At 74.3% G+C, this 17081-nt stretch carries 10 protein-coding genes and 1 pseudogene; 8 read left to right on the plus strand and 3 right to left on the minus strand.

Translation table 11 applies throughout. The annotated features are described in order from the left end of the window. The 7 genes and pseudogenes from V6U81_RS27390 to V6U81_RS27420 form a co-directional block, all read left to right on the plus strand. Positions 1–424: pseudogene (locus V6U81_RS27390) on the plus strand (DNA polymerase Y family protein); the annotation flags it as partial. Positions 425–751: 327 nt separating this feature from the next. Continuing rightward, positions 752–4144 carry an error-prone DNA polymerase gene (locus V6U81_RS27395; RefSeq protein WP_334493683.1) on the plus strand — a complete coding sequence of 1131 codons (3393 nt, stop codon included), beginning with the start codon at positions 752–754 and terminating at the stop codon, positions 4142–4144. Positions 4145–4240: 96 nt separating this feature from the next. Next, positions 4241–4417, plus strand: a complete 177-nt coding sequence (locus V6U81_RS27400) for a hypothetical protein (RefSeq protein ID WP_334493686.1) — start codon at positions 4241–4243, stop codon at positions 4415–4417. A 45-nt stretch (positions 4418–4462) separates the two neighbouring features. Beyond that, entirely contained in the window at positions 4463–5230 is a 768-nt protein-coding gene (locus V6U81_RS27405; protein ID WP_334493688.1) for a methyltransferase domain-containing protein, read from the plus strand. Beyond that, entirely contained in the window at positions 5227–6396 is a 1170-nt protein-coding gene (locus V6U81_RS27410) for an alkaline phosphatase family protein (protein WP_334493691.1), read from the plus strand. The genes V6U81_RS27405 and V6U81_RS27410 overlap by 4 nt, the downstream gene beginning before the upstream one ends. 38 nt (positions 6397–6434) lie before the next feature. After that, on the plus strand, positions 6435–7694 hold the full coding sequence (locus tag V6U81_RS27415) for a DNA polymerase IV (protein ID WP_334493694.1): 1260 nt from the start codon (positions 6435–6437) through the stop codon (positions 7692–7694). Between the two features lie 115 nt (positions 7695–7809). Continuing rightward, the gene (locus V6U81_RS27420; protein ID WP_334493697.1) at positions 7810–8205 is read left to right on the plus strand and encodes a DUF3040 domain-containing protein; all 396 of its coding nucleotides are present in this window, start codon (positions 7810–7812) and stop codon (positions 8203–8205) included. A 249-nt stretch (positions 8206–8454) separates the two neighbouring features. Here the strand turns inward: V6U81_RS27420 and V6U81_RS27425 are convergent, their stop codons facing one another. The 3 genes from V6U81_RS27425 to V6U81_RS27435 are packed head-to-tail and all read right to left on the minus strand — an operon-like array spanning position 8455 to position 13304. Then, a complete protein-coding gene (locus V6U81_RS27425; protein ID WP_334493701.1) occupies positions 8455–10935 on the minus strand; it encodes a transglutaminase TgpA family protein in 2481 nt (826 codons plus the stop codon). Positions 10936–10948: 13 nt separating this feature from the next. Continuing rightward, positions 10949–12247, minus strand: coding sequence for a DUF58 domain-containing protein (locus tag V6U81_RS27430; RefSeq protein WP_334493704.1), 1299 nt, complete (start codon positions 12245–12247; stop codon positions 10949–10951). A gap of 1 nt (position 12248) precedes the next feature. Beyond that, positions 12249–13304, minus strand: a complete 1056-nt coding sequence (locus tag V6U81_RS27435; RefSeq protein ID WP_334493707.1) for an AAA family ATPase — start codon at positions 13302–13304, stop codon at positions 12249–12251. 413 nt (positions 13305–13717) lie between these two features. Between V6U81_RS27435 and leuS the strand changes: the two genes are divergently transcribed. Then, complete coding sequence (gene leuS / locus V6U81_RS27440; protein ID WP_334493710.1) at positions 13718–16558, plus strand: leucine--tRNA ligase; 2841 nt, start codon at positions 13718–13720, stop codon at positions 16556–16558. The last annotated feature ends 523 nt before the right edge of the window (positions 16559–17081 follow it).

Raw genomic sequence — 17081 nt, forward strand, 5'->3', positions numbered from 1 at the left:
CGGCGGGCCGGGCGCGACGGGTGGGCCCGGCGCGACGGGTGGGCCGGGCGCGACGGCACGGCCGGGTGTCTCGCCGTCGCCGGACCGGACCGCGCCCCCGCCCTGGCCGGGGCGGCTGCCACCGCCCGCGCCGGCAGTGGTGCTGCCCAGCCCGCTCGCCGCTACCGTGCACGACGCCACCGGCGAGCCGGTCGTGGTCAGCGCCCGGCTCGCGGTGAGCGCCCCGCCGGCCCGGCTGACCGTCGGCACGGGCCGACCGGCCGAGATCGTCGGCTGGGTAGGCCCATGGCCGGTGGACGAGCGGTGGTGGGCCCCCGCCGAGGCCCGCCGTCGGGCCCGGTTCCAGGTCTGCCTGGCCGACGGTGCCGCCCTGCTGCTGGCGGTGGAGGCCGGCCACTGGCTGGTCGAGGCGATCTATGACTGAGCGGTGGCCCGGGCCCGACGCGCTTCGCCGGACTGCCCGCGCCGTTGCCCGCCCGGCCCGCCCCGCGCCGGCCCGGTCCGCGCCGGTCGGGTCCGCGCCGCGGAGATGTTTCCCCGTGAGCGGTATGACGGAGAGTCATAAATATGACCCAGCGTCATACCGCTCACCGGGGAATCCGTTCTCGCCGGCGATGACCCCGGCTTACCGCGCGCCCGGCAACGCGCCCGGAAGCGCGCCCGGAAGCGCGTCCGGCAGCGCGCCCGGAAGCGCCCCCGGAAGCGCCCCCGGTGGGCGGCCATCGCCCGCCACCGTCGCCGGGGCGGCCGGATGAGCTTCCACAACCCGAAGCTGCCCTGGTCGGAGCTGGAGCGGGTGCTGTCCGGGCGGCCCGCCGACGGCGGGGCGGCCGACCGGTCCCGGGGCGGGCGGCCGCGCGAGGAGCGGCACCTGCACGTGGTGGATCCGCTCGCCGTCGACGCCGACGGCGGGGACTCCCCGGCGTGGAGCCGCAAGCGCCAGCAGTACGAGGCGCCCGAGCTGCCCCGCCCCGACGGCACCGTCCCGTACGCCGAACTGCACGCGCACTCCAACTTCAGCTTCCTCGACGGCGCCAGCCATCCCGAGGAGCTGGCCGAGGAGGCCGCCCGGCTGGGGCTCACCGCGCTCGCCGTCACCGACCACGACGGCTTCTACGGTGTGGTCCGGTTCGCCGAGGCGGCCCGCGAGCTGCACCTGCCGACGATCTTCGGCGCCGAGCTCTCCCTCGGGCTGCCCGGCCCGCAGAACGGCGAGCCGGATCCGCTGGGCCGGCACCTGCTGGTGCTCGCCCACGGCCACGAGGGGTACGCCCGGCTGGCCACCACCATCGCCCGCGCGCAGTTGCGCGGTGGCGAGAAGGGCCGACCGGTCTACGGGGAGCTGGAGGAGGTCGCCGAGGAACTGCGCGACCACGTGCTGGTGCTCACCGGCTGTCGCAAGGGGCACGTGCCGGCGGCGCTGCTCACCGAGGGCGTCGACGCGGCGGCCCGGGAGCTGGACCGGCTCACCGCGCTCTTCGGCGCGGAGACGGTGGCGGTGGAGCTGACCGACCACGGGCATCCGGTCGACGCCGACCGCAACGATGCCCTCGCCGAGCTGGCCGGCGCGGCCGGGTTGCCCACGGTCGCCACCAACAACGTGCACTACGCCACCCCGGGCCGGCGCCGGCTGGCCACCACGCTGGCCGCGGTGCGGGCCCGGCGCAGCCTGGACGAGATCGACGGCTGGCTGCCCGCCGCGGCCACCGCCCACCTGCGCAGCGGCGCGGAGATGGCGGCCCGGTTCGCCGCGTACCCGGGTGCGGTGGCCCGAGCCGCCGAGTTCGGCGCGGAACTCGCCTTCGACCTGCAACTGGTCGCGCCCCGGCTGCCGGCGTACCCGGTGCCGCCGGGGCACACCGAGATGAGCTGGCTGCACCACCTGACCATGCAGGGAGCGCGGGAACGGTACGGCCCGCCCGAGGCGCACCCGGAGGCGTACGGGCAGCTGGAGCACGAGCTGCGGATGATCGACGACCTGGGCTTCCCCGGCTACTTCCTGGTGGTCTACGACATCGTCACGTTCTGCCGGGAGCAGGACATCTACTGCCAGGGCCGGGGTTCGGCGGCGAACTCGGCGGTCTGCTACGCGCTGCGGATCACCAACGTGGACGCCGTCCGGCACCGGTTGCTCTTCGAGCGCTTCCTCGCCCCGGAGCGCGACGGCCCGCCCGACATCGACGTGGACATCGAGTCCGACCGTCGGGAGGAGGTGATCCAGCACGTCTACGCCCGGTACGGCCGGGAGCACACCGCCCAGGTCGCCAACGTCATCTCGTACCGGCCGCGGTCGGCGGTGCGGGACGTGGCCAAGGCGTTCGGCTTCTCGCCCGGCCAGCAGGACGCCTGGAGCAAGCAGATCGACCGCTGGGGCTCGGTCGCGTCGGTGGACGTCGAGGACATCCCCGAGCAGGTCGTGGCGTACGCCAACGAGCTGCAGACCTTTCCCCGGCACCTGGGCATCCACTCCGGCGGCATGGTGATCTGCGACCGGCCGGTGATCGAGGTCTGCCCGGTGGAGTGGGGGCGGATGCCCGGGCGCAGCGTGCTCCAGTGGGACAAGGACGACTGCGCGGCGGTCGGCCTGGTCAAGTTCGACCTGCTCGGCCTCGGCATGCTCTCCGCGCTGCACTACGGCTACGACATGATCGGCGCGACCCTCGACCTGGGCGACATGACGCTGGACGACCCCGAGGTCTACGACATGCTCTGCCGGGCCGACTCGGTCGGGGTGTTCCAGGTGGAGAGCCGGGCCCAGATGGCCACCCTGCCCCGGCTGAAGCCGCGCGAGTTCTACGACCTGGTGGTGGAGGTGGCGCTGATCCGGCCCGGCCCGATCCAGGGCGGCTCGGTGCACCCGTACATCCGGCGCAAGAACGGCCAGGAGCCGGTGACCTTCCCGCACCCGCTGATGCGCAACGCGCTGGAGAAGACCCTCGGCGTACCGCTGTTCCAGGAGCAGTTGATGCAGCTCGCCATCGATCTGGCCGGCTTCGACGCGGCCGGCGCCGACCAGCTGCGCCGGGCGATGGGGTCGAAGCGGTCGGTGGAGCGGATGGCGCAGATCGCCGACCGGCTCTACGCCGGGATGGCCGAGCGGGGCATCACCGGGGAGTTGGCCGACGACGTCTACCGCAAGCTCACCGCGTTCGCCAGCTACGGCTTCCCGGAGAGCCACGCGATGAGCTTCGCCTACCTGGTGTACGCCAGCTCCTGGCTCAAGCGCTACCACCCGGCGCCGTTCCTGGCCGCGCTGCTCAACGCCCAGCCGATGGGCTTCTACTCGCCGCAGACCCTGGTCGACGACGCCCGCCGGCACGGTGTGGAGGTACGCCGCCCGGACGTCAACGCCAGCGGCGCGCTGGCGGTGCTGGAGTCCACCCCGGAGACCCGGTGGGGGAGCCAGCCGGGGGAGCCGCCGCACGCCTGGGGGCTGGGCGGTCCGGCGGTCCGGCTCGGGCTGGGCGCCGTGCGTACCCTCGGCGAGGACGTGGCCGAGCGGATCGAGACGGAGCGGACGGCCAACGGGCCGTACCGGGACATGCCGGACCTGGCCCGGCGGGTCGGCCTGACCGCCGCGCAGCTGGAGGCGCTGGCCACCGCGGACGCCTTCGCCTGTTTCGGGCTGACCCGGCGGCAGGCGCTCTGGGCCGCCGGCGCGGCGGCCCAGGACCGGCCGGGTCGACTGCCGGGCACGGTGACCGGGACGGCGGCGCCCACCCTGCCCGGCATGGAGGCGGTGGACCGCCTCGTCGCCGACGTCTGGGCGACCGGGCTGTCGCCGGAGAGCCACCCGGCCCGGTTCATCCGGGACCGGCTGGACGCCCTGGGCGCGGTGCCGATCGCCCGCCTCGGCCGGGTCGAGCCCGGCCAGCGGATCCGGGTCGGCGGGATCGTCACCCACCGGCAGCGGCCGGCGACCGCGGGCGGGGTCACCTTCCTCAACCTGGAGGACGAGACGGGGATGCTCAACGTCACCTGCTCGCCGGGCCTGTGGCAGCGCTACCGCCGGGTGGCCCGGACCAGCGCCGCGCTGGTGGTCCGCGGCCGGTTGCAGCGGCACGAGGGCGTCACCAGCCTCACCGCCGACCGGCTGGACGCGATCGAGCCGCCGGTCGCCCCGGCGTCCCGGGACTTCCGCTGAGCCGAGTGATCCACATTACGGTTTCCGGGGCCGGAAGGAGGGACACTTCCAGCACGTGCGGGCAGAGTGGCCCGCTCGCCGCAAGGGGGAAGACCAGTGACGGGGAACAGCACGTACACCGGATTGGCGAACGCCCGGCGCACCCGGCTCGGTGCCGGCTGGACGCCGGCGCAGGACGCCGAGCCGCGTGAGTACCAGATCACCGACGGACCGGTGGCCAACGCCCAGCGGTCCCGCGCGGAGGAGGACCCCGCCGGCGGCGGCGAGTCCTGACCTGATCGAAGACCGGTACCACCTACGGGGGGTCGGTTGGCGCGGATGACTAGGCTCGTCGGGGTGGAGCAGACCCGAGGCCGGTTCACCGGGCCGCCGCTGACCCCCCGTACCGCTGTCATCTGGTCGGTGCTCGCCGCCGAGCTGGACCGTCGCGCCGGCGACGAGCTGGCCGTGCTCGACGTGGGCGGCGGCACCGGCGGGTTCGCCGTGCCGCTGGCCCAGGCCGGGCACCGGGTCACCGTCGTCGACGCCAGCCCCGACGCGCTCGCCGCGCTGACCCGCCGGGCCGCCGAGGCCGGGGTCGCCGACCGGGTACGCGCCGTCCAGGGCGACGCTGACGCGATGGCCGGGCTGGTCGAACCGGCCGGCGCCGACCTGGTGCTCTGCCACTCCGTGCTGGAGGTGGTGGACGACCCGGCGCCGGTGGTGGCCGCGCTGGTCACCGCGCTGCGTCCCGGGGGTGCGGCCAGCGTCCTGGTCGCCGGCCGGGCCGCCGCCGTGCTGGGCCGGGCGATGAACGGCCACCTGGACGTCGCCGCCGCGCTGGCCGCCGCCCCGGACGGCTCCGCCGGGCCGCGGGACACCCTGCGCCGGCGTTTCGACGCCGAGGGCGCCGCCGCGCTGCTGCGCGCCGCCGGTCTCACCGTGGAGGAGATCCACGGGGTACGCGTCCTCGCCGACCTGCTCCCCGCCGCGGTGGCCGACGGCCAGCCGGCTGCCCTGGTCGAGCTGGAACGGGCCCTGGCGGCCCGCCCGCCGTACCGGGATCTCGCCGCCCAGCTGCACCTCTTCGCCCGCCGGCCGGCATGACCGGTCCCGGCCCGACCGCCGACCCCCTCGCGGTGGTCCCGCCGCGCTACGGCGGCGGAAGCCTGGCCGACGTGCTGCCCAGCGCGCTCGCCGTGCTCGGCGTGCCCGGGGCGGTCGACCTGCTCGGGTTGACCCCGTCGCTGGCCGGGGTGCGCCGGATCGCCGTCCTGCTCGTCGACGGGCTCGGCTGGTACCAGATCCCCACCGCCGCCCGGTACGCGCCGACCCTGGCCGGCCTCGCCGCGACCGTGGGCCGGCCGCTGACCTCGGGCTTCCCGTCCACCACCCCGACCAGCCTGGTGTCCCTGGGCACCGGCGTCGCCCCCGGGGCGCACGGGGTGCTCGGCTTCACCGTCCGGGTGCCCGGCACCGAGCGGGTGCTCAACCACATCGAGTGGGACGGCGACCCGGAGCCGCTGCGCTGGCAGCCGGTCCGTACCCAGTGGGAGCGGGCCCGGGCCGCCGGCGTGGCTGTCACCGTGGTGAGCCGCCCGGAGTACGCCGGCAGCGGGCTGACGCTGGCCGCCAACCGGGGCGGCGACTACCGGGGGGCCGCGGGGGTGGACGCGCTGGCCGCGACGATGCTCGCCGCGCTGGCCGCCGGCGCCGGCCCGACCCTGGTCTCCGGCTACCACCCCGACCTGGACCGGCACGGCCACCTCACCGGCGTCGACTCGGTGCCCTGGCGGATCGCCGCCGCCGAGGTGGACGCGCTGCTCGCCCGCCTGGTCGACGGGCTTCCGCCGGACGCCGCGCTGCTGGTCACCGCCGACCACGGGCAGCTCGACGTGCCCGCCGCGCACCGCTTCGACCTGGACACCGATCCCCGGCTGCGGGTCGGGGTGCGGGTGGTCGCCGGCGAGCCCCGGGTGCGCTATCTGCACGTCGCACCGGGCGCGGTCGACGACGTGGTGGCCGCCTGGTCGGCGGTCCTCGGGCCGGCCGCCCGGGTGCGGACCCGGGAGGAGGCGGTCGCCGACGGCCGGTTCGGCCCGGTGCCCGAGGAGCACCTGCGGCGCATCGGCGACGTGGTGGTGACCTGCCGCGGCACGTACGCGGTGCTCGCCACCCGCTCCGAGCCGCCGGCGGTGTCCCGGCTGGTGGCCTACCACGGGGCGGACACCGCGGCGGAGATGACCATCCCGCTGCTGGTGGTCCGGGGCTGACCGGCGGAACTGTCGTACCGGCCGGCTAGCCTGCTGCAATGGGTCGGAGCCAGTCGTTGCCGCGCGGCGGTGACCCACGCTTCGGGCCGGACGCGGACGATGCCGGCAGTCCCATCCTGCACGTCGACATGGACGCCTTCTTCGCCTCGGTCGAGGTGCGCCGCCGTCCCGAGCTGCGTGGCCGGCCGGTGGTGGTCGGCGGCGTCGGGCCGCGCGGGGTGGTCAGCTCCGCCAGCTACGAGGCCCGGCGGTACGGCGTCCGCAGCGCGATGCCGACCATGCGGGCCCGGGCGCTCTGCCCGCACGCGATCTACCTACCGCCCGACTTCGCGCAGTATTCGGCGGCGTCGGCGGCGGTGATGCAGATCTTCCGGGACGTCACCCCGCTGGTCGAGCCGCTCTCCACGGACGAGGCGTTCCTCGACGTGGCGGGCGCCCGACGGCTGTTCGGGTCGCCGGCCGCGATCGCCCGCCTGATCCGCGGGCGGGTGGCCGCCGAGCAGGGGCTGACCTGCTCGGTCGGGGTGGCGCCGAGCAAGTTCGTGGCCAAGCTCGGCTCGACCCGGGCCAAGCCGGACGGCCTGCTGGTGGTGCCCGCCGACCGGGTGCTGGAGTTCCTCCACCCGCTGCCGGTCGACGCGCTCTGGGGCGTGGGGGAGCGTTCCGCCGAGACCCTGCGCCGGCTCGGCCTGGGCACCATCGGCGACCTCGCGGAGGCACCCTTCGGCATGCTGCGCAAGGCGCTGGGCGAGGCGTCCGCGACCCACCTGCACGAGCTGGCCTGGGGGCGGGATCCGCGGTCGGTCAGCCCGGAGCACGTGGAGAAGTCGATCGGCGCCGAGGTGACCTTCGACGCCGACGTGGACGACCCGGCGCAGATCCGCCGGGCCCTGCTGGCGCTGAGCGAGAAGGTGGGCGTCCGGCTGCGCCGGGCGGGGCAGGTCGGGCGGACGGTGTCGCTCAAGGTGCGGATGGCCGATTTCCGCACGGTCAACCGATCCCGCACCCTTGCGGTGCCGACCGACGTGGCCCGGGAACTCTTCGACACGGCCTGGGCGCTCTGGACCGCTCTCGATCCCGGGGAGCGGATCCGCCTGGTGGGCGTACGGGCCGAGGGGCTGGCGGCCGCGGCCGAGACCCCGCGGCAGCTCGCCCTCGGCGCCCCGGAGCACGGCTGGCGGGAGGCGGAAGCGGCCGCCGACGCCGCAGCTGCCCGTTTCGGGCGGTCCGTCATAGGTCCGGCCAGTCTGCTACGGACGCGGGATCCCCGACGCGGCGAAAATCAACCCCACCCGTAGGTCGTCCCGCTTTCCGACGCGCGACCCCCCTCGTAGACTTGGCGGTAAGCAGCCGGTTGGCTGTCACGGTCTGTCGGCCCGCCCGGGCCGACCAACGTGACCGGGGAGGAGTGCCGTGCCGCTCTCGGAGCACGAGCAGCGGCTGTTCGAGCAGATCGAGCGGTCGCTTGCCGAGGATCCCAAATTCGCCTCGGCCGTGCGCGCCAGCGACCCGCGTTTCCACGCGCGGCGTCGCCTGCTCGTCGCCGCGGGCGTGGTCGTTGTCGGCCTGGCCCTGTTGGTCTACGGCGCGGTGATCAAGACTCCGCCGCTGGCAGTGGTGGGCTTCGTCGTCATGCTGGCCGCGCTGGGCTACGCGGTGCAGTCGCACCGCCGGGCCCAGTCACCCGACCTGCACGTGGTGGGTGGCACAACGAGTCGTCGCCGTCCGCGCGGGCGGGCCGGTCGGCGGCCGTCGTTGCTGGACCGCATGGAGGACCGGTGGCGGCAGCGCCCGGAGGGACATCGCTGATCGCCGTCCACCGCTGAGGTGGAGGGCATCACCGCGACGGTGGGTGCCGGACGGGGTCCGGCCACCTCCGTCGTTTCCGCGCGTCCGGACAGACCGTGCCCTCGCCGGCCGCGCATCCATGACGGCCGCGCATCCGTGACGGCTGCGCATCCGTGACGGCGCGAATCCGCGGCGCGCACTCGTGACGGCCGCGGGAAAGAGTGGCCCGCCGGCCCGACCGAGGGTCGGACCGGCGGGCCGGAACGCGGATCAGGCGCGGCGGGCCGACCGGTCGGCCAGCACCCGACGCGGGTTGAAGCGCAGCAGCCGGTTACGGGCCCGGCCGCCGCTGGCCACCAGCCGGGACGACGAGTCGCCCAGCGCGAGCCGCCAGCGCAGCAGCACCGACGGCGGCAGCACCGCCGCGAGCAGGCGGGTACGCCGGTCGGCCCGGGCCGCGAGCGTGTTCCGGACCGTACGCAGCGCCGGGTGCAACGGCTCGCCGGTCAGCGGGTCGCGGGCGTACCGGGCCCGCTCCTCGGCCCGGCCGAGCAGGCGTACCGCCGAGGCCGACCCCGCGTCGTCACCGACGGCGTCCCGGACCAGGCGCTCCGCGGTGGCCCGCGGGGTCTCCGTCCGGTCGACCCGGACCCGGTAGTCGACCAACGTGTCGATCAGTTCGTCCCAGGCGGCGTGTGCGTCCGCCCGGGCCCGGTCGGCGTCCGCCCCGAGCACCACCATCGTGGTGGCCCCGCCGCTCTCGGCGTCGGCCGCCATCGCGGTGGGCGCCGGCACCGTGCGGGCGTGCCGCCGGCGCCGCAGCGACGCCCGGCGCAACGCCGGGACGGCGAGCAGCGCCAGCAGGGCGAGCAGCGCCCCGGCCGTCCACCACGGCCAGGTCGGCGCGCGTTCGACCGGAGCACCGGTGGCCGCGTCGAAACCGGTGTCGGCGTCCTTGTCGGCGGCGTCGTCCCGCTCCGGTCCGGCCGAGGCGGCGGGGTCGTCGGGGACGGCTCCCGGCGCGGCGCTGTCCGAGGGCTCCGGGTCCGGCGCGTCGCTGTCCGGCGCCCAGGCCGACCGGGTCGAGCCCTGCACGCCGTACGCCGGGGTGGCGTCGAACGGCACCCAGCCGATCCCGTCGAAGTAGACCTCCGTCCAGGCGTGCAGGTTCCGGTTGGTCAGCACGTACGTGTCGCCGTCGGTGTTGCTGCCGCGGGTGAAGCCGAACGCCACCCGGGCCGGGATGCCGGCGGCCCGGACCAGCCAGGCCATCGCCGCCGCGTACTGCTGGCAGTAGCCGACCTTGTTGGTGAGGAAGTTGACGATGTCCTGGCCGCTGGTGCCGCCCTTGGTGCTCAGCGAGTAGCTGAAGCCGTTCTCCCGGGAGAAGTAGTCGTAGATCGCCCGGACCTTGTCGTAGTCGGTGGTCTTCCCCTCCACCAGCCGGGAGACCACCCGCTCGACCTCCTGCACCGCCGGCGTCCGGGTCTGCTGCAAGGCGATCGGGTGCTCGGCCGGCAGCGACCTCGCCTTGCGCAGCGTGGCCGGGGAGTACGACGAGCGCACGTAGTCGAACGAGTAGCGCTTGCCGCGGGAGTTGTCCCGGTTGGAGAAGACCACCCCCATGTTCGGGTCGTACGACCAGTTACCGTTGAGCCCGTCGGTGCGGACCGGGTCGGCGTAGACCGGCAGCAGCGACATGTTGAGGTTGCGGGTCACCTCCACGGTGGCCCGGTACGTCTGCTGCTCCACCCCCGGCCGGGCCCGGTCCGACGGGTCGGGCAGCTGCCGGTTGACCGGCCGGCCGTTCGGGTTGCGCCCCCGGAAGCCGTCCGGGCGCAGCTCGTCGGCGACGCCGAAGCGCAGGTAGAACGGGCTCGGCTCGTTGGTGTTGACCTTGACCATCTCGGTCACCGTGGACTGGTTGAGCTGCCCGCTGAGCGAGGCGAACAGGTCGATCCGGCCCGGGCTGCCGCCCTGCCCGGTCCGCCCGTTGCCGGTGCCCTCGCCGGCCGTGTTGAACCGGTCCAGCAGCCCACCGGTCATCCCCGGCACGGCCAGCGGCAGCACCACGGCCAGCGCCACGCCGACCACCGCGAGCCGCCGCCCGGCGGCGGCGAGCGGGGAGGACTCCCAGACGTCGACGTCGCGCCCCTCGCCGGTGAACCGGCGGCCGAACCGGCGGACCCGGTCGACGTTGTCGGTGACCAGCAGCCACAGGTAGCCGCAGGCGCCGACCACGAACGGCGTCGCCGGGACGCTGTCCACGTAGACCGCCACCGGCACCGAGTAGATCGCCAGCATCGGCAGGCCGGCCAGCGCCGGCCGGCGCAGCCCGACGGCCAGCACGTCGACCAGGATCGCCACGCCACCCACGCCGAGCACGGTGATGAACAGCAGTGGCGTGGTGTCCGGGACCTCCACGCCGTAGGAGCGCATGTCGGTCAGGGACCCCTGGAGCAGGTCGCCGAAGTGGGCCACCGTGCCCGGGGTGGGCAGGAAGGCGACCAGCTCGGTGCCGCCGGGGAAGAGCCAGGTCAGGGCGAGCAGCAGCCCGGCGAGCATGCCCAGCACCTGACCCCAGAGCGGGGCCCGGACCAGCCGGGTCAACGCGGCCACCCCGGCCACCACGGCGACCGCGATGGCCGCCTCGATCAGCCAGGTCCAGCGTTGGAAGATCGACGACAGCGGCGCCGCGGCGAGCAGCGTCGCCGCGGCGGCCACGAAGCCGAGGTTCCGGGAGGCGATCACGCCTTCCTCCTTCTCATCGGACGCCGCCGGCCACCGTCTCGGCCAGCGCCGCACGCAGCGCGAAACCCTGCGAGCCGCGGGCCGCCTGCGGCCAGAGCGCCGGCAGCCGGCCGTCGTGGTCGACCCCGATCACCCGCCAGCCGCCCTGCAACAGGGCGAGCGCGGCGGCGCCGTGGGTCTGCTCGGCCTCGAACCGGGCCTTCTCCGGCAGGTTCAACCAGGTGGAGCTGTTCAGCAGGAAGCCGACGCAGGTCGCGCCGTTGCCGCGCAGCCCGGCCAGCAGCTCCGCCTCGGTGGTGCTCAGCGAGCCGACGAGCGCGATGATCAGCCCGCCGTCGGCCCGCTGCCGGACCCGCTGCACCAGGCTCGCGACGTCGCCGCGCTGGTCGAGCCGGACGTCGGCGAGGTGGTCGAGGAGCACCCCGTCGCCGGCCGCCTCGGTGGCGTCGACATCCGCGCCGGAGCCGGTGACCAGGCGCAGCTTGTAACCGGCCTGGCGCAGGTGCACGGCGATGCTCGCCGCGGCGGAGACCGCACACTCGAAGCTCGCCGTCGGCCCGTCGCCGCGGTGGCCGTACGCCCGGGTGTCCAGCACCACGGTGGCCCGGCTCTCCCAGGGCTGCTCCTCCCGCCGCACCATCAGCTCACCGGTGCGGGCGGTCGACTTCCAGTGCACCCGGCGCAGGTCGTCGCCCCTGCGGTACTCCCGGGTGGCCGCGTCGTCCTCGCCGTGCACGGCCACCGACCGGGCCCGGCTGTCGCCGCTGCCGGCGTACTCGCCGGGCAGCCGCACCGAGGGCAGCGGCGTGACCTGCGGAATGACGGTCAGGCTGTCGGTGCTGGGGAAGGCCCGGCTCAGCTCGCAGAGCCCGAACGGGTCGGTCATCCGGACCACCAGTGGCCCCACCTCGTAGCGGCCCCGTACGTCGGCGCGGACGGTGTACGCCACGGAGCTGGCCTGGTGCGCGCCGAGCCGCTCCAGCACCACCCGGGGACGGCTGCCCAGCGCGTACGGCAGCCGGTCCTCGAGCAGCAGGGTGCCGGTGGGCAGCCGGGACAGGTTCTGCAACCGCAGCACCACCCGGGAGCTGGCGCCCACCGGCACCCGGTGCGGCTCCAGCGAGCGGTTGCAGGCCAGCTTGTAGCGGCTGCGTCCGACGTAGAGCGCGGCGAGCAGCGGCAGGATGGCCAGCAGTACGGCCACCCGCAGCAGGTCCCGCTCGCCGAGGATGGCCGAGGAGACCGCCGCCGCGACCGCGGCCGCCAGGAACGAGCGACCGCGGGTGGTCAGCCCACGCAGCCCGTCGCGCACGTCACGGCCTCCGCGGCTCGTACGGCCCGCGGCCGTTGCCGGTGGCCGGCCGCGGCGGGTCGTACTGGGTGCGCTTGCGCTCCTGCGGCAGCGCCAGCCGGTGCACCAGGTCGGAGACGATCGCGTCGGTGGTGCGGCGGGCCAGCTGGGCGTCGGCGGTCGGGATGATCCGGTGCGCCAGCACCGGCACCGCCAGGGCCTGGAGGTCGTCCGGCAGGACGTAGTCGCGTCCCTCCAGCGCGGCGACCGCCCGCGCGGTGCGCAGCATCTGCAGGGTGGCCCGCGGGGAAGCGCCCAGTCGCAGGTCGGGGGCCTCGCGGGTGGCGGTGACCAGGTCGATGGCGTACTGCTTGACCGCGTCCGCGACGTGCACCTGGCGGACGGTGGCGATCAGCCGGCGCACGGTGTCGGCGTCGGAGACCGGGCGCAGCTCCTGCAACGGGTCGGCCGCTCCGTGACCGTCCAGCATGGCCAGCTCGGCCTCCGGGCCCGGGTAGCCCATGGCGATCCGGGCGGTGAACCGGTCGCGCTGCGCCTCCGGGAGGGGGTAGGTGCCCTCCATCTCGATCGGGTTCTGGGTGGCGATCACCATGAACGGCGTCTGGAGCTGGTAGGTCACGCCGTCGACGGTGACCTGCCGCTCCTCCATGCACTCCAGCAGGGCGGACTGGGTCTTCGGCGAGGCCCGGTTGATCTCGTCGCCGACCACCAGGTTGGCGAAGACCGCGCCGGGCCGGAACTCGAAGTCGTGCGTCTCCTGGTTGTAGACGCTGACCCCGGTGACGTCGCTGGGCAGGAGGTCGGGGGTGAACTGGATCCGGCGCACGGAGCAGTCGATCGAGCGGGCCAGGGCCTTCGCCAGCTTGGTCTTGCCGACCCCGGGCACGTCCTCGATGAGCAGGTGGCCCTCGGCGAGCAGGACGGCCAGGGCGAGCCGCACGGTGGCCGTCTTACCCTCGATGACCTGCTCGATGTTGGTCACGATGGCCTCGCTGGCGGCGCGGAACTCGTCGTGCGGCAGTGCGCCGCCCACCTCGTCCCAGGTCTGTTGTGTCACGGGCCTCCTCCTCGTCGCCGGAACGGCAGCTCTGTAAAGAGCACCTGGACCCGCCGTTGGGTTCGCGACGTCGAGCCTCGTTTGCCGCAGAAATCTCACTGGCCTCTCAGGCTAACCATGTTTGTCGTGATCGCCGACCCCCGCAGGCGGTCGGCCGGTTACGCCCCGAATATTCGTCAGGACGGGGGACCCGGAGGGCGGCCGGCGCTCACGCCCGGTGATCTCTGCCGGTGGCGGGCCCTTACCGGCTGGCCCGGCGGGGTACACTCACGCCTATGGCCGGAGTCTTCCTGCTTCTTACCGGGCCGTGCTGATGCGCTGACGCGCGACAGCACGGCGGCCCCTCCTGCGCGAGGGGCTTTTTTGTGCCCGCAGCAGGGCTCCCCATATCCGACTTGCGCCAAGGAGACGCCATGAGTGAGGCAGCCGCACCGGCGGGCGACATTCCCCCGTACCGGTACACCGCGGCCCTGGCCGACGAGATCGAGCGCCGGTGGCAGGACACCTGGGAGCGGGAGGGGACCTTCCACGCCCCGAACCCGACCGGTCCGCTGGCCGATCCCGACCACCCCCGGGCGGGCGCGGAGAAGCTGTTCGTGCTCGACATGTTCCCGTACCCCTCCGGCGCGGGGCTGCACGTCGGCCACCCGCTGGGCTACATCGGCACCGACTGCTTCGCCCGCTACCAGCGGATGGCGGGGCGCAACGTGCTGCACGCGATGGGCTTCGACGCGTTCGGCCTGCCCGCCGAGCAGTACGCGGTGCAGACCGGGACCCACCCGCGGACCACCACGGTGGCGAACATCGCCCGGTACAAGGAGCAGCTGCGCCGGCTGGGCCTGGCCCACGACGAGCGGCGCTCGGTGGCGACCATCGACACCGACTTCTACCGCTGGACCCAGTGGATCTTCCTGCAGATCTTCAACTCCTGGTACGACGCGGACGCCCAGCGGGCCCGCCCGATCGCCGAGCTGATCGCCGAGTTCTCCGGCGGCGACCGGCCCACCCCGGACGGCCGCCGGTGGGCCGAGCTGACCGTCGCCGAGCGCCGGCAGGTCATCGACGACCACCGGCTGGCGTACGTCTCGCACGCGCCGGTGAACTGGTGCCCTGGGCTGGGCACCGTGCTGGCCAACGAGGAGGTCACCGCCGACGGCCGCTCCGAGCGGGGCAACTTCCCGGTCTTCAAGCGCAACCTGAAGCAGTGGAAGATGCGGATCACCGCGTACGGTGACCGGCTGCTGGAGGACCTGGACACCCTGGACTGGCCCGAGCCGATCAAGCTGCAGCAGCGCAACTGGATCGGCCGGTCCATCGGGGCGCACATCGACTTCCCGACCGACGTCGCCCCGGTGCGGGTGTTCACGACCCGGCCGGACACCGTCTTCGGTGCCACCTACATGGTGCTGGCGCCGGAGCACGAGCTGGTCGACGCGCTGGCGCCGGCCGCCTGGCCGGAGGGGACGAAGGACGCCTGGACCGGCGGGCACGCCAGCCCGCGGGCGGCCGTCGAGGCGTACCGGAAGTCGGCGGCGGCGAAGACGGACGTGGAGCGGCAGGCGGAGAACAAGGAGAAGACCGGCGTCTTCGTCGGCGCGTACGCGACCAACCCGGTCACCGGCGGGCGCATCCCGATCTTCATCGCCGACTACGTGCTGGCCGGCTACGGCACCGGCGCGATCATGGCGGTGCCCGGTCAGGACGAGCGGGACTGGGACTTCGCCGAGATCTTCGACCTGCCCATCGTGCGTACCGTGCAGCCGTCGGAGGGCTTCGACGGCAAGGCGTACACCGGGGACGGTCCGGCGATCAACAGCGCCGCGCCCGACCGCGGCCTGGACCTGGACGGCCTGGGGGTCGCCGACGCCAAGGCCCGGATCATCGAGTGGCTGGAGGCGAACGGGCACGGCACCGGGGCGACCACCTACCGGCTGCGCGACTGGCTGTTCTCCCGGCAGCGCTACTGGGGCGAGCCGTTCCCGATCGTCTACGACGAGACCGGCGCCGCCATCGCGCTGCCCGAGTCGATGCTGCCGGTCGAGCTGCCCGAGGTGGACGACTTCTCGCCGAAGACGTTCGACCCGGAGGACGCGGCCAGCGATCCGGAGACGCCGCTGTCGCGCCGCCGCGACTGGGTCGAGGTGGAGCTGGACCTGGGTGACGGCCCGAAGCGGTACACCCGGGAGACCAACGTGATGCCGCAGTGGGCCGGCTCCTGCTGGTACGAGATGCGCTACCTGGACCCGACCAACAGCGAGCGCTTCGTCGACCCGGAGAACGAGGCCTACTGGATGGGCCCGCGCTCCGAGGGTGACTGTGGGGGAACCGACCTGTACGTCGGCGGCGCCGAGCACGCCGTGCTGCACCTGCTGTACGCCCGCTTCTGGCACAAGGTGCTGTACGACCTGGGGCACGTATCGTCCTTCGAGCCGTTCCGCAAGCTGTTCAACCAGGGCATGATCCAGGCGTACGCCTTCCGCGACTCCCGCGAGGCGGTCGTACCGGCGGAGGAGGTCGTCGAGATCGACGGCCGCTGGTTCCACGGCGAGACCGAGGTGCGCCGTGAGTACGGCAAGATGGGCAAGTCCCTGAAGAACGTCGTCACCCCGGACGAGATGTCCGAGGCGTACGGCGCGGACACGTTCCGGGTCTACGAGATGTCGATGGGCCCGCTGGAGGTGTCCCGCCCCTGGGACACCCGGGCGGTCGTCGGGTCGTACCGGTTCCTGCAGCGGGTCTGGCGGGCGGTGGTCGACGAGCGGACCGGTGCGCTGCGGGTGACCGACGCGCCGGCCGACGAGGCGACCCGCCGGCTGCTGCACAAGGCGATCGACGGGGTCCGCGCCGACATGGACGGGATCCGGTTCAACACCGCGATCGCCAAGCTGATCGAGCTGACCAACGGGCTGACCCGGCTGGCGGAGACCCCGCGCGAGGTGGCCGAGCCGCTGGTGCTGATGGTGGCGCCGTTCGCCCCGCACCTGGCCGAGGAGCTGTGGCGACGGATGGGGCACCAGGCCTCACTGGCGTACGCGGACTTCCCGACCGCCGACCCGGCGCTGCTGGTCGCCGAGACCGTCACCTACCCGGTGCAGATCAACGGCAAGGTCCGCGGCCGGGTCGAGGTCCCCGCCGACGCGCCCGAGGAGACGGTACGCGCGGCGGCGCTGGAGGCGGTCGCGTCCGCGCTGGCTGGCAAGGAGCCCCGCAAGGTCATCGTGGTGAAGGGCCGGATGGTCTCCGTCGTCGCCTGACGCCGAACCACCCCGAGGGCCGCGACCGTGAGGTCGCGGCCCTCGGTCGTCAGCGCCCCCCGTCACGGATCCCGACGGTGTACGGCCACCACGGTGACCACCGCGGCGACCAGGGACCAGGCTCCGAAGACCGTCCAGAGCCGGCGATGCTCGCCACGTGGCCGTCGTAGTTCGGGCACGGGACGAGGCCGACCAGGCGTTCCCAGGCGGCGAGCGGTTGCGCGTTGTGCACGGCGGCGGTCCAGCGGTGCCGCACGTCGAAGGCCAGCGGCAGGGCGGGCACGCCGCCCGGCGGGGCGACCCTTCCGGCACGCCCTGCCCGTCGCCACTCGCCCGGGGGGTGACGTCCGTGGCGGCGGGTGCGGTGACGAGCGATATGACGCAGCGGAGGGTGACGTCCGTGGCGGCGGTTGCCGTGAGGAGCGATATGACGCAGCGGCATATTTATGGGTCTTGTGATGGATGTGTGGGTCGGGTGGTCATCGGCGGGGTAGTTCGGGTCGGTGGCCGCCGAGGCTGAGCA

It is taken from the genome of Micromonospora lacuserhaii (assembly GCF_036902735.1).
Lineage (GTDB): Bacteria > Actinomycetota > Actinomycetes > Mycobacteriales > Micromonosporaceae > Micromonospora.

What these genes read in the sequence shown, in the direction of transcription:
- V6U81_RS27405 (WP_334493688.1), top strand. Translation starts at nt 4,463, where the DNA reads ATGACTAGGCTCGTCGGGGTGGAGCAGACCCGAGGCCGGTTCACCGGG.
- leuS (WP_334493710.1), top strand. Translation starts at nt 13,718, where the DNA reads ATGAGTGAGGCAGCCGCACCGGCGGGCGACATTCCCCCGTACCGGTAC.
- V6U81_RS27410 (WP_334493691.1), top strand. Translation starts at nt 5,227, where the DNA reads ATGACCGGTCCCGGCCCGACCGCCGACCCCCTCGCGGTGGTCCCGCCG.
- V6U81_RS27415 (WP_334493694.1), top strand. Translation starts at nt 6,435, where the DNA reads ATGGGTCGGAGCCAGTCGTTGCCGCGCGGCGGTGACCCACGCTTCGGG.
- V6U81_RS27395 (WP_334493683.1), top strand. Translation starts at nt 752, where the DNA reads ATGAGCTTCCACAACCCGAAGCTGCCCTGGTCGGAGCTGGAGCGGGTG.